We start from the raw sequence: 13641 nt of genomic DNA on the forward strand, positions 1-13641 counted from the left end.
TGTTACTTACCGGTACGTATACACACCGCATCACAATACGTACCGGTAAGTAACATGCCAAATTCCTTTCTTCAACCCGCCTCCCTTCAACCCGCCCCCGTGTCGAGACGGCCGTTCGGCCAGAAATACGCGTTCGTCGTCGTTGCCGTGATCTTCCTTGCGCTGCTCTCTTCGGCGGGCCTGCGCGCGACGCCGGGCGTGCTGATGCTGCCGCTGCAACAGGCCTTCGGCTGGAACGTCGGCGTGATCTCGTCGTCCGCCGCGGTCGGCATCTTCCTCTATGGCCTCGCGGGTCCGTTCGCCGCGGCCGTGATGCAGCGCTTCGGCATCCGCCGCACCGTGCTGGGCGCGCTCGCGCTGATGTCGGCGTCGACCGGCGCCAGCTATTTCATGACCACGCCGTGGCAATTGTTCCTGACATGGGGACTGCTCTCCGGCATCGGCTCGGGCGCGGTCGCCAACGTGCTCGGCGCCACCATCGTCAATCGCTGGTTCACCACCAATCGAGGCCTCGTCATGGGGCTGCTGACGGCGAGCACCGCGACCGGCACGCTGATATTCATGCCGGGCCTCGCGGCGCTGGTGGAATGGGGTGGCTGGAAGCCGGTCGTGCTGACGGTGGCTGCGTGCTCGGCGGCGCTGATTCCGCTGGTGTATCTTCTGGTGCCCGAGCGGCCCGCTTCGGTCGGCCTGCGCTCGTTCGGCAGCCCGCACGACGATCATCCCGCGCCACCGGCGCAGGGCAATCCGTTCACCGCCGCGTTCAGCAACCTCGCGCGCGCGGCGAAGACGCGGGCGTTCTGGTTCCTGTTCGCCACCTTCTTCATCTGCGGCTTCACCACCAACGGTCTCGTCGGCACCCATCTGATCGCGTTCTGCAGCGACCATGGCATCGTCGAAGTGCAGGCGGCGAGCCTGCTCGCGCTGATGGGATTCTTCGACCTGTTCGGCACCGCATTCTCGGGGTGGCTCACCGACCGCTTCGATCCGCGCAAGTTGCTGTTCCTGTATTACGGACTGCGCGGCGTGTCGCTGATCTACCTGCCCTACTCGGACTTCTCGCTGGTCAGCCTGTCGGTGTTCGCGGTGTTCTATGGTCTCGACTGGATCGCGACCGTGCCGCCGACCGTGCGCATCGCCAACGAAGCGTTCGGCGACAAGAACGCGCCGCTGGTGTTCGGCTGGGTGGTCGCCGGCCATCAGCTCGGCGCCGCCTGCGCCGCGTTCTTCGCCGGCTTCATGCGGTCCGCCCAGGGCGATTATCTGCAGGCCTTCATGATCGCAGGCCTGACCGGCATCGTCGCGGCCGTCCTGTCGCTGATGATCACCCGGCAGCCGGCGCAACCGGTGCTCGCCGCGGCGTGAGGACGGGCAGGCTATCGTCTCAATACTCAAACCACCCTTGTAGCGCCCGGTTCTTTTCGTCGGTGAAGGGCGAGTATAGGTGGTCGATCGCAACGTCGGGCGGAGAGATCAGCATCGACTTGGCATGGGTGAGCGCTTCGAAGCCGTATTTTCCGTAGTAGTGGCCCATCCCGGCGGACCCGGTGCCGCCGAACGGCATGGTCTCGACGAACAAATGAACGTTCACCAGGTTCACGCCGCCGCCCCCGTAGGACAGCTGGCCGATGAACCGATCGATGGTGTTCTGGTCGCGGCTGAAGATGAAACCGGCAAGCGGACGCGGCGTCGCCGCGATCCGCCCGAACGCCTCATCCAGCGACGTGTAGGTGAGGATCGGCAGGATTGGCCCGAAGACCTCGTCCTCCATGACCTTGTCGTCCCAGGTGACGGGATAAAGCAGCGTGGGATCGAGGTAGTGCGCATCCCGGTCCGACTTGCCACCGGCGATCACCTTGGCGGGATCGATGAGCGAGGCCAGCCGATCAACCGTACGTGCGCTGATGATGCGCGAATAGTCGGAATTGGATTTCGGGTCTTCACCAAACAGCTCGACCAGCGCCTTCCTGGCCTCGGCGGCGAAGGCGTCCGCGACAGACGCGTGGACATAGGCGTATCCCGGCGATGTGCACCATTGGCCGCCCCAGGCCATCGCGCCCCAAACGATCTTCTTGGCGGCGTCGGGGATGTTGGCGGTCTCGTCCACGAGTGCCGGGTTCATCCCGCCGAGTTCGAGCAGGACGGGCGTGAGGGTTTCCGCCGCCGCCCGCGCGACGATCTTGCCGACATGTGTGCTGCCGGTGAAGAAGATGAAGTCGAACGACAGCTTCAGGAGTTCGGTGTTCTGCTCCTTGCCGCCGGCCACGAACGTCACGGCGCTCGGATCGAAATATTTCGGGACAAGCTCGCGCAGCACTTCGGTCGTTGCCGGGAGCGCTTCACTCAGCGTGAGAATGCAGGTGTTGCCGGCCGCGAGCGCCGTAAGCGCCGGACGGATCAGCAAGAGCAAGGGTCCGTTGAACGGCCCGATGATCAGCGCGACGCCATACGGCTCGCGATAGATCATCCCCTTGTGGCCGGTTTTAGCCAGGAAGCGCGGTACTGGCGCCTCGACCGGCTTCATCCATTCCCGCAGCTGGCTCTTCTGAACCTCGCTCTCGCCGGCAGACGCCGCGGTCTCGAAGATGTATTCCTGAGAGGCGGTCTTGAAGTCCCTGGCCATCGCCTTCTGGAAGCGCGCTTCGTTCTCCTTGATCATGCGGGCCATGCGATCGAGCTGGTCAACGCGCCATTCATACGTGCGCGTGCCCCCCGTGGCGAACAGCGCTTTCTGCGCGTCAAAGATTTTCTGGAATTGATTCATGGGATTTCCGCCTCAAAGTTCAGGATTGGCTTCGAGTTGCTTGGCGCCGGGGACCGGGCTGACCCAGGGTCTGCGCCGGCCGACGAACAACTCCCACACCGGGTGGAACCAGTCGTTGGCATCGAGGGTGCCGGCCTTGACCATCATCAGATCCGGAGTCAGGTCGGGCTCGGTGGTCAGCGGCGAACCACAGGCCGCGCAGCACCGGCGCAACACCCTGAGCCCGCTCGTCCCGATGTCGTCGAAGACCTTGGTCTCGCCGGTGAGCGTCATCGCGCTGCGGTGGATGAAGATGATCGTCGAGAACGCACTCCCCGATTGCGGCCGGCAGCGGTCGCAGTGGCACAGGCCGTCCACCATCGACTTTTCGGTGATCTTATAGGTGACCGCGCCGCACATGCAGCGGCCCGTCAGCGCGGCGGGGACTTGGGGTGCGTCGTCGCTCATTGGTCTACCTTTCCACAGTGAAAGCGCAGCCTGACCGGGCGCTCAGCTCATCGTCAGCACCATCCTGAAGCGCGCCGTGCCTGACATCATCTTCGCGTAGGCTTCCGCGGCCCGTTCGAGCGGCATGGTTTCGATCATGGCGGCGACATTGCTCATCGCGCTGAATTTGAGCGTTGCATCGCCGGCCGCAGGGGTCCCCGTCAGGGCGCCGTCGACACCAAGTTGCTTGAACAGCAGTTCAAACGCCGACAGCTCGATCGGCTCATCGGTCGCGCCGAGCGAAATCACCACGCCACCACGGCGCAAGCCACCGAGGGCGGCGGCGACCGCTTTGCCACCCGAGGCGGTGGCCAGCACCATCTGCGCGCCGCCACGCTCCTGCAGTGCCTTGGCGACATCGGTGGTGGAGCTGTCGATATAGTGGTGCGCGCCCAGTTTCTTCGACAGCTCGGCCCGGTCGTCACCGCGGTCGATCGCGACGACCTCGAACCCCATCCGCCGCGCGTATTGCACGCCGAGGTGGCCTAGTCCGCCAACCCCGAACACCGCAACCAGATCTCCCGCCCGCGCCGGCGAGTTCCTGAGCGCGCTGAAGGTCGTCAAGCCGGCGCATAACAGGGGCGCAGCATCGACCGAGGAGAGATCGTCCGGCACCGCGATCAAGCCGCTCGACTTGGCGAGCATCACCTCGGCGTAACCGCCATCGTGCTGCACTCCAGTGTAGCCCTGGTTGATGCAGTTCACGAGATCGCCATCGCGGCAATGCACACAGTATCCGCAGTTGCCGCCGAGAAAGCCTACGCCGACGCGTTGGCCCATTGTCCAGCCTTGGACGCCTTCTCCGATTGCGTCGATCCGTCCGACCGCTTCGTGGCCGGGCACCCTCGGCCACTCGATCGGCAAGATCCCCTCCACCGTCGCAGAATCCGAATGGCATACGCCGCACGCCTCGACACGAATGCGGACGTGGCCCGCCGGCGGATCGAGCAGCGGCTTTTCGGTCAGCTCCAGCTTGCCCGGGCTCACCGCCTGCACCGCACGATAGGTGGACATCCTGTTTGCCACTTGTCCCTCCGCCGCTCACTGTTGCAGCCACAATCTACCGAGCTAGCACCACCGTAGGCCACGCCATTGGTCCCACGTTTCGTGCCAATCGCATCGATTTGTCCGAGGCTTGGCGATCTCTCTCCAGCGATACCCAGTGAGCTACGCAGTGCGAAATTGACCACACGCTTCGTGGCGACGGCTGCCTGGTCTGGCTCAAAGCTTTCCGATCGGGCATGCTGGCGCCGTCATGAAACCGCAGCCCGTCAAACATGCTCCCTCGGGCGGTTCCGAACCGCGTCAGATTGGTATTCTTGTTTATCCGGGCATCCTGTTGCTCGACGCTGTCGGGCCGCTCGACGTCTTTGCGGCCGCCAACATCGTTGTCGCTCAGCGCTCACCCCACTCTCCCATCGCCTACCAGGTTGAGATCTGGGCCGACCGCCTCGGAGCCATTGAGGGATCCTCCGGTGTTGGCTTGATCGCGACTCGTTCGATTGCGACGGCGGCGCCTTTGGAGCTCGATACCCTGATCGTGGCCGGCTCGCCTGGGGTCGACAATTCTGACTGCCGACCCTGTATCGACTGGCTCAGGCAGGCGACCGGAGGAATCCGCCGGATAAGCGGAATTTGCACCGGCGTTTTCCTGCTGGCGGCGGCCGGTCTACTCGACGGCCGCCGCGCCGTCACGCATTGGTTCTTTTGCGATGAATTGGCGCGGCGCTACCCGGCAATCCGGGTCGAGCCGGATCCGATCTTTCTGCGAGACGGCCGCTTCTACACCACGGCCGGCATGACTGCAGGCATGGACCTCGCCTTGGCGTTGGTACAGGACGATCTCGGGCGCGACGTGGCACTTGCTACCGCCCGGTTGCTGGTGCTCTTCCTCAAACGGCCTGGTGGTCAGTCGCAGTTCAGCGCGCATCTCGCAGCCCAACTCGACGGCGACGGCCCCATCGCCGTCCTGCAGCGCTGGATACTCGATCATCTCGATGCCGATCTTACGCTCGAGGTGCTTGCGGAACGCGTGGATATGAGCACGCGCAGCTTCTCTCGTAACTTCCAGCGAGAGGCCGGAATACCGCCCGGCACTTTCGTGGAACGCGCGCGCCTCGATGCCGCGCGGCGCGCTCTTGAGGATGGCGAGAACCGACTCGAGACCATCGCCAAGAATTGCGGCTTCACCAGCGCCGAAGTGCTTCGCCGCCTGTTTCAGCGACGCCTGGGCTTGAGCCCGACCGCTTACAGGGAGCGCTTTCGATCGGCGAGTTGAGAGATGCCTGGCGGGCTTTGGCGCGCCTAGCGGACCGCGGCGGGATTATCCCGCCGCCCATACCGGTCTGGTTGCAGATTCGAGTCTTGCCGCGCCCACCAGGCACTATTGACCCGAAATCGGATCGACCGGGGGAAAGCCGAGCGCGTTTGCGCCGGCGCGTGCGTAGAACCGCTCCTGGGCGAAGGCATGTTGCCTTGCGACGTGAATATCGCGCAAGCGCCGCTGCAGCGGCGACGCATTTAACACGACGCTGGATCCGCCCAGCGTATAGCAGCCACTGACGACGTCGCTGCAGGTCGCATGGATCCAGGCTGAGCCCTGCAGGCTTTGCACAAAATCCGCCTTGCCGTCGAGCGCGCCGGCAAGCGCCCGACGCCAGTCGCTCTCGGCCTGAACCAGCATGAGTGCACGCGCCGCGCGCAGCGCTGCGCCGAGCCGGCCAAGTTCATGCTGGAAGACAGGCGAGTCCCTGAGATCGGCTGTAGCGAAGAGCTGGCGGCGGCCACTGCCGGCCATAGCGACGAGGTCGGCGACCGCCCCGGTCGCAATGCCGGTGGCAACGGCGGCATGCAAGCTTCCGATGAATGGCGTTATGGCACTCGCAAAGGGCCCCGGCAGGCATGACGACCCATGAAATAGATCGAAGGTCTCGGCCTCGGCGACGGTCACATTGTCGAGGACCACATGATGGCTGCCGCTGCCTGTCAGTCCGGAGGCCTGCCATGTCTCCTCGATGCGCCAGCACTCGGCTGGAAGCACGATGAAGCCCGTCAGCGGGCGTCCGTCCGACATGACCGGCGCACCGTCCTTGTGGATGACGAAACAACCAGCGATCCACTGTGCGTTCTGGCAGCCGCTCGCGAACGGCCAGCGTCCCGAGACCCGATAACCGCCGTCGATGGCCTCACCGCGCCCTGCCGGCGTGCCGACTCCGACGGTGAGCGCATCGGCTCTGCCCATGACGATCTTGTCGAATGTCGCCCGCGATACCCGTGTGCGGAACACCTGCGACGCCGTGCCGATCATGGCCACCCAGCCGACCGAACCGTCAGCCGCGGACAAGGCCTCGATCAGGGGCAAGACCTCGGGCACGCTCAGCTCCAGCCCGCCATGGCTGCGCGGCACCAGGGTTCGGAAAAGGCCCATGCGTCCCAGCCGGTCGGTGATGTCGGCAGGAATTCGGCGGACGCTCTCGATCTCGCCGGCGCGAGCAGCAAGCTCCGGCGCCAGATCCTCGATGGCGGCGAGCAGCCGCGCGGCTTCATGCCCAATCGGCTGTTGTTTGACGGGCGCGTCTGCGCCTCGATGTGCAAGCTGGACATTGGTCGTCATGCTGATCTCCCGAATGTTGTACCGCAGCACCTGCGGGAACGTGAGGTTGGTCTTTTGAGGTCAAGGGCCGCTTGGCGGCATGCTCGCCAGGCTGCGCGCACCGTGTTAGCGAGAAATTTCCAATCCGGTGAGCCGCGCTACATCCGTAATTCTCGCGACGCGTTTGCGCTTCCGTGGTTGCATGCTTCAAGCTCCATGCGTTTCAAACGCCACGGGCCGGGTTCACCCTTCCGGCAGCGGGATGGCGGACGCGAAGACGCCATCCGGATCGAAGCGGCGCTTGAGGACCCGAAGCCGGGCGGCGTTTCCGCCATAAGCTCCCGCCGCCTGTTCGCGATCATTCGGTCCGAGCAGGTTGGCATAACCGCCCGGCAGCGCGAACGGGGCGAGCTTCTGCCATAGATCCTCTGCCCAGCGCCGGTGCGCCGCGCCGTCTCCGTCGGGCTTCCAGCCCGCGACGATCTCGATCATGAGGTGCTCGCTGCGCAGGCCGAACGCGGCGCCCGCCGGCGGCATCCTCGTCGCGGCACCGTGGAAGTGGTGCCAAAAGACCGAGCAATCCGGCGACGGCGCCCGGGCCTTCGCCGCGATGATCGCGTCGGCGGCGTCCGCGGTGAGCGCGGGCAGCCAGCGCGTCCGGGTCTCCCAGTGATAGCCGTCCGCGGCTTCCACCCACGCGTCGAAGTGGGCGAGCAGGTCAGAATAAGTCGCCGGTCCGACCTGGGCGGATAGCGGCGAGCCGAAGGCCCGCAGGCCTTCCATGGCACGCTCGCCCTGGCGGCGCTCGCCGTTCCACAGCGGCACGATCATGATGACGGGTCCGCCATCCGGGCCGGATATCACGCCGACGGCCACGCCAAGCTCGTCGGGCGCGGTGGGAGCGAATGCCGCGTAGCGGCGCAGGACCGCGCCGGCCTCGTTCCAGCCGTAGATGATCGATCCCGCGAGCATGTCGCGTGCCGGATGAAGGCGGACCCGCAGGGAGGTCACGACGCCGAAGTTGCCGCCGCCGCCGCGCAGCGCCCAGAACAGCTCAGGCGCCGCGTCGGGACCGGTGGTCACGCGCTGCCCGTCCGCCAGCACGATCTCGGCGCCAAGCAGGTTGTCCGCCGCCAGGCCGCAGGTGCCACTGAGGGGGCCGTAGCCGCCGCCCAGCGTCAGGCCGGCCATGCCAACCGCGCCGCAGTTGCCCATCGCCGCGACCAGACCATACGCACCAGCCTCGGCGGCCACATCCTTGGCCTTTGCCCCGCCGGCGACGGTTGCTACCCGTGTATGCGGGTCGACGACGACTTGCCCCATGCGGCTCAGGTCAATGACGAGTCCATCAGGGCATAAAGCGCGTCCCGCCCAGTCGTGTCCGCCGCCGCGCACGGATAAGGGCAGCCCGTGTTGACGCGCGATGCGCACGGCTGCCTGCACGTCCGCCGAGGTCTCGCACACTGCAAACAACGCCGGCTCGTTCTCCACGGCGCCGTTCCATATCTTCCGCGTGCGAGGATAGTCATCATCACCGCGTGAGACGACTCTTCCCTGCATGATGACACGCAGTTCACGCGTCGCGGCTGACTCCGAAGTGCTGTGTACGTTCATCACGCTCTCCCGTCATGATCTCGCCGGCTTGAGGCAACTCTTTGAAGCCGTAGCTCGCGCACAACTCCGAATAGGCCGGCATCGGATGCGGAGCTGTGCGAGTTGCAGCTCGGAGTCCGCACGGTGAGCGAGATCGGTTACGGGAGATTTTCGAGGATTGGATATTGCGTTACATCCGTAGCATGGCGGCAGACTGCGTCGCCGACAAGCTGTCTTGAGCAGTCGATAAGGGCCACGCGGCGATGCGGAGCCTTATCGACCTTGGGGCTCAACAGTCGCGGCAGATGATAAGCTTACGGTCGATCTCCTCGTCCAACCGCCGCAATTCCAATTCGAGCGGTGACAATTGAGCGGCCTCCGGAATGTCGCTTAGGCGCGGCTGCCGGTGGCCGATCGGAGCCGAGCGGAACAAACTGGCGAATTTTTCCGAGTCCTCATCACGGCCGGACGAACCGGTTGACAGGCTTTGGACGGCGCTTGTCGGACGTTCCCCACCCGCGACACCGGGCGCGGAGCTGAACAGAAACGAGACGGCGACAACACCGAGACCAAGTCGTTTGGACATCATCATTCTCCTATCGCAATCGTGTTGAATCGTTCTCGAGTGAACGACCAGGTGCGATGGATAGGAGGAGCGCACGACATGATGACTACGCGCGCACCATATCGCGTTACGGGTGAAACGGCGCGATGGCCCGGTGCCGGCAAAAGAGCCCTATCGCGCCGATGCGATCCGCTGGATCCTTTCGCCGCTCGGTGTCGCAAGACATCGCGTCAATGCGGCGGCAAGCTCGGCAGACACGAGCGGGTGATAGATCAGTTCCGTCACTCCCGAAGCCGCCAGCAATGGCGCACCGAGATCACGTGTCGAGGGACTTGCGAGAATGATCGGAAGGCCAGGCGCCGCCGCATGCAGCGCCCCCGCGAGAAGGAGCGAAGATCCTCCGGGCACGTGGCACACCAACGCCATGTCGAAACGCGCTCGCTCGGCGCGGCAGGCCGCCTCGGCTTCGGTGAGCCCAACGAAGCCGACCGGCTCGTAGCCGAGCGCGGCGAGAATTTCCTCGTAGCGCATCAGGCGCCTGCGGTCGGGCTGGAGCACCAGGACGGTTTCACCGGCGCCGCGAAGCGCGAGATCCGGCGCGCGCTGCGCCGATATCGGCTCACCCGATCCGCTCGCCGGCAGCCAGACGTCAAAGCGCGTACCGGCGCCGGGCGCGCTATGCACATCGATCGCGCCGCAGTGCTGCTCGACGATCTCGCGGACGGTCGCCAGCCCAAGACCGCTGCCGTCGGCGCGTGTCGTGAAGAACGGTTCGAAGATCCGCTCAAGCGTCGCCTCGTCCATGCCGGGTCCGGGATCGGACACGGAAATGATGGTGAAGCGGCCCGGCGCCAGCTCGGTCCGCCGAATCCACAACGGCTGCATGATTTCTTGCACGCCGACGTGCAGCTCGATCAAGCCCGGCTGCTGCATTGCCTGGGCGGCGTTGTTGCAGAGATTCAGGATGACCTGCTGCAATTGCGCCGGTTCGCCCCACACGGTCGCCGCTTCGTCGATCTCAGTGATCGCAAGCTTGACATGCGACGGCAACGATGCGCCGAGCAGCGCCGCGGTCTCTGCGGCCAGCGCCTCGATCGAGATGCGTTCCCGCCTGACCTTCCCGCGCCGGCCGAAGGTCAGGATCTGCCCAACGAGCTCGCGCGCCCTTTCGCCGGCGCGGCGGATTTCCGCCAGGTTCGCCGCGGCGCGGCTGCCCGACTTCACGCCGGCGTCGGCCATTTCGGCATAGCCGAGGATGGCACCGACAATGTTGTTGAAGTTGTGCGCAATGCCGCTCGCGAACGTGCCGATCGTTTCCATCCGGCGGGCCTGTTGCAGGCTGGCCTGAAGCCGCTCCGTTTCCTGTTCGAGCCGAACCCGGCCGATGGCGTTGCGGATGGCGTCGGAGGCCATGCGGAACAGCGCGAATTCGGCCCATTGGGTCAGCGCGTCGGCCCGCACCGCATCGAAGCCGAGAACCGTCGCGCGCAGCTGTCCCGATGGGGCCGTGATGCACAACCAGCCGCGAACGCCGGCCTCCGCGAGCAGATTGGTCGTGTCGTACGGATGGCTCGGCTTGACCTTCGGGATGTAAATGATGTCGGCGCGGTCGCGGTCGATCCGCGGCACCAGATCGAACACCCGCTCCGGCCATCCCTCCCCGAACCCGACGCCTTCGCGCGACCATCGATAAGCGCTGACAGTGGCGCCGGCACGGCAGGCAAAATAGGCCCGGTCCGCGCCGATATAGCCGGCAAGCTGCTCGAGCGCCCGCTCGACATGGCCGGCGATCTCGTCATGCCGCGAGTCGATGAACCGCATCGAGATGTCGGCGATGATGTGCTCGAACGCCGCGCGACGGCGCAGCGCGATGGCCCGCGCGCGCAACAACAGGCCGAAATACACCAGACCGCCGAGCAGCAATAGCGACGTGGCGTACTGCAACAGGCGGTTCTGGCGGGCTGCCGCACGCGCAGCGAGCTGACGCTGCATGATCAGGGCGTGCAGATCATCCTGCTCGCGGATGCTGGACTGTTCGACCAGCGCTTTCAGGATGACATCGACGGACGGGAGCAGGTTGTGCAGCAGCTGACCGTGCGCAAGGATGGCGCGAATCGAATCGATTTCCCCCGACGGGGTCTGCAGCTGCGCCAGACCCTCGAGCCGCGCCTGGACCTCCTGCACTGCCGCGTCGGACGTGTTGAGCGTCAGATGCAGCATGGCGGCCGCGAGCGCGGAGGTACCCGCCACCAGCGACTTGTCTTCCGACGATGCAAGGCGCTCGCCGAACAGACTGAAATAGGCCAGGGAGTTCTGCAGCAACGCGTTCTTGCTCTTGAACTGCTCGATCAGCTCTTCCTGCTGCCCCGCGCGTGCGGCCAGCGCGTCGACCGCCGCTGCTTCCTCCCTGTCCGAGCCGACCGCCTCGCGCAATCGCGCCAGCGCACCATCATAGGTATCCACCATTCGCACCAGGGGGTCATAGTTCCGCGACAAACCGGCGCGCGATGTCAGCACTTCACGGGTGATGCCGCGTTCGGACCGGCCGAAATCGGCGAGCGCCTGCGACTGGCGGTCATAGCGGGCCGAATTCATGTTCAAGCCGTTCAGCAGAAGCCACGTCAACAGCGCGAGCAGGAACGATACGGCGATCGCAGCGGGCGCAACCTTCATGGCGCAACTCCCACAGGTACGCCGCGATATTCCCCGGTCAGGCTCTGCAGGTAGGCGACGAGCGCCTTCGCCTGCGCGTCGGTCAGCTTCGCGTTCAGTTGCGCGAGCGCCATCTTGCGAACGGCGTCGTCAAGCGTAGGCGCGCTGCCGTCGTGAAAGTAAGGCGGCGTCGTTGCGACATTGCGCAGGCTCGGCACGCGCAGGATGGCCGGATCCGGTGACGCCAGGGGATGAAAAATGCCGTGGCGCTGAAACAGATTGCCGCCGATATTGACCCCCTGATGGCAGGCGACGCAGCCCAGCGATTTGAACAGATGGTATCCGTCCAGTTCATCGTCCGACAGCGCGCCGGCATCTCCGGTAAGCCAGCGGTCGAACTTGCTGCCGGGCGTGACCAGCGTCCGCGCAAAGCTTGCCATGGCATCGACGATGCTGGCGGCATCGGGGCGATGGCCGTAGGCCGCGGCGAAGCTGGCGCGCATCTCTGAATCGCCATCGAGCTTCGTCGTGACCTCGGCGAGACTGCTGCCCATGATCCGCGGGCTTTCCAGCAATGCCTTGATGTCGTCCTCGACGGTGCGAACCTTTCCCTCCCAACCGAAGCGAAAGTTCAGCGTCGAATTGAACACCGTGAGCGTGTTGAACCGCTGCTGCCCGCCATCGACGCCAACGTCGAACCGTTTTGTGCTCGCCCCGTTCGCGGCGAGGTCATGGCACGACGAACAGCTCTGCGAATTGTCATGCGACAGCCTGATATCGTTGAAGAGGCGCTCGCCGAGCTTGACCTTCAGCGGATCTATCCCGGGAGGAGCGGGTATCGGCGTGATCGGCTCCTCCGCGCGGCTCAATACCGGTACCAGCGCCGGCAACTGGGATGGCGCCGGAGATGGCAGAAGGCAAGCCGAGAGCAACGCGCAAGCCGCGACAATGTGGCGTCGAGGCATCAATTCACGAAGAATTCTGATCAGGGCGAACGACAAGTCCCCCAAATAGACGCCAGGTGACATTTCGGCAATGTGCGCTCACGGAGAGAATTGTTCCCCCTTTTCAAGAATTCTTGATCAATGAGAGATCGCGGTTCCGCCGAGGCCGCCAACGCCGTCCAACCCAGGTGTGCGGCGTCAGGCCGGCCAAGCTCACCCTGAGGCCGTGCGAAATGGAACGGGTCGCCGCGTGATAGAAACCCAATCCTGCGACCAGAAAATAGACAGCGTCAGTAATCACGGGAGTGCCTCACCACGCGCTCAATGTCCGATCGACCGCAGATGCCCAGATCCCGCAAGGTCCGATCATCGTATTCCGCTAGCGCCGCCACCGCCCTTTGGATATCCCGCTCCCGGCGCCAGTGCTTCCAGAGCGCCACCACCGGTTCGCCAATGGAACTCAGCCAGTTCCAGCGGCGGCGCGGACGCGCGTCAGCCCACACGGTGCACCCCAGACCGGTGGTGATGCTGTTTTCCAGTGACGGCGACCTGCCTTCTTCCGCAGCTGCCGCCTGCCGATCGCCAACCAGACGCGGCTTGGGAGCCTTTGCGGACGCAGGCGTTGGCGCAATCGGAAACTCCACGGTCGGATACAGCGCCGCGCCGTAGCTCGCGCAACCTTCAACGAAAAACGCCAGCGTCGCCAACCACCAACTAATGGGCGAACGATCCGGCTCCTCAATCGATGCCGCCGCGCGCGAAATGTAGTGCGGCAACTCGTGCGCCCCCTGCTGCGGCGGCAGACGGCCAGTTCCGCGGTCAACGGAACGGATGGCGCGGGCGGTTCCATCGACCCCGCTCTGGGGCGGTCGCGCGACATGATCCACGTTCGGAACGGAGTTCGGCTTCGGCATCAGATAGATCTCCTGCACGATGTTTGCAGGAGACAATCTGAAGTCGCGCTGTTACGCCGACGTCACCACCACAAGCAAAACGGTTACGATTGCAACGCACCACGGCGCGCAAGCGCCTCGTGGTCATTTGT

Annotated in this window: 11 protein-coding genes; 2 read left to right on the forward strand and 9 right to left on the reverse strand. The window is 65.0% G+C overall.

Annotated elements, in window-relative coordinates; all coding sequences use genetic code 11:
- Positions 1 to 54: 54 nt before the first annotated feature.
- Positions 55 to 1365: an MFS transporter gene (locus tag ACP2YO_RS39615; protein ID WP_426436627.1), complete on the forward strand. Its 1311-nt coding sequence runs from the start codon at positions 55 to 57 to the stop codon at positions 1363 to 1365.
- Between the two features lie 19 nt (positions 1366 to 1384).
- On the opposite strand, the gene ACP2YO_RS39620 is transcribed toward ACP2YO_RS39615, so the two are convergent.
- From ACP2YO_RS39620 to ACP2YO_RS39630, 3 genes are read right to left on the reverse strand one after another with little or no spacing between them, the layout of a single operon-like run.
- Complete coding sequence (locus ACP2YO_RS39620; RefSeq protein WP_426436628.1) at positions 1385 to 2764, reverse strand: aldehyde dehydrogenase family protein; 1380 nt, start codon at positions 2762 to 2764, stop codon at positions 1385 to 1387.
- Between the two features lie 12 nt (positions 2765 to 2776).
- Positions 2777 to 3211, reverse strand: coding sequence for a GFA family protein (locus tag ACP2YO_RS39625; protein ID WP_426436629.1), 435 nt, complete (start codon positions 3209 to 3211; stop codon positions 2777 to 2779).
- Positions 3212 to 3253: 42 nt separating this feature from the next.
- Positions 3254 to 4264: an alcohol dehydrogenase catalytic domain-containing protein gene (locus tag ACP2YO_RS39630; RefSeq protein ID WP_426436630.1), complete on the reverse strand. Its 1011-nt coding sequence runs from the start codon at positions 4262 to 4264 to the stop codon at positions 3254 to 3256.
- A gap of 241 nt (positions 4265 to 4505) precedes the next feature.
- Here ACP2YO_RS39630 and ACP2YO_RS39635 point away from each other — a divergent pair, with 241 nt between their 5' ends.
- Positions 4506 to 5528 carry a GlxA family transcriptional regulator gene (locus tag ACP2YO_RS39635; RefSeq protein WP_426436631.1) on the forward strand — a complete coding sequence of 341 codons (1023 nt, stop codon included), beginning with the start codon at positions 4506 to 4508 and terminating at the stop codon, positions 5526 to 5528.
- A 105-nt stretch (positions 5529 to 5633) separates the two neighbouring features.
- Here ACP2YO_RS39635 and ACP2YO_RS39640 read toward each other — a convergent pair whose 3' ends face one another.
- The 6 genes from ACP2YO_RS39640 to ACP2YO_RS39665 form a co-directional block, all read right to left on the reverse strand.
- A complete protein-coding gene (locus ACP2YO_RS39640) occupies positions 5634 to 6863 on the reverse strand; it encodes an acyl-CoA dehydrogenase family protein (RefSeq protein WP_426436632.1) in 1230 nt (409 codons plus the stop codon).
- Between the two features lie 222 nt (positions 6864 to 7085).
- Positions 7086 to 8456 (reverse strand): FAD-binding oxidoreductase, encoded by a 1371-nt coding sequence (locus tag ACP2YO_RS39645; protein ID WP_426436633.1) that lies wholly within the window; start codon positions 8454 to 8456, stop codon positions 7086 to 7088.
- Positions 8457 to 8724: 268 nt separating this feature from the next.
- On the reverse strand, positions 8725 to 9027 hold the full coding sequence (locus ACP2YO_RS39650) for a hypothetical protein (RefSeq protein ID WP_426436634.1): 303 nt from the start codon (positions 9025 to 9027) through the stop codon (positions 8725 to 8727).
- Positions 9028 to 9171: 144 nt separating this feature from the next.
- Complete coding sequence (locus ACP2YO_RS39655) at positions 9172 to 11673, reverse strand: two-component system VirA-like sensor kinase (protein WP_426436635.1); 2502 nt, start codon at positions 11671 to 11673, stop codon at positions 9172 to 9174.
- Positions 11670 to 12542, reverse strand: coding sequence for a cytochrome-c peroxidase (locus ACP2YO_RS39660; RefSeq protein ID WP_426436636.1), 873 nt, complete (start codon positions 12540 to 12542; stop codon positions 11670 to 11672). Before ACP2YO_RS39660 ends, ACP2YO_RS39655 begins: the two co-directional genes overlap by 4 nt.
- 344 nt (positions 12543 to 12886) lie before the next feature.
- Positions 12887 to 13528: a DUF1127 domain-containing protein gene (locus ACP2YO_RS39665; protein ID WP_426436637.1), complete on the reverse strand. Its 642-nt coding sequence runs from the start codon at positions 13526 to 13528 to the stop codon at positions 12887 to 12889.
- Positions 13529 to 13641 lie beyond the last annotated feature (113 nt).

The organism is Bradyrhizobium genosp. P (assembly GCF_049949265.1).
In the GTDB taxonomy this organism is placed as follows: domain Bacteria; phylum Pseudomonadota; class Alphaproteobacteria; order Rhizobiales; family Xanthobacteraceae; genus Bradyrhizobium.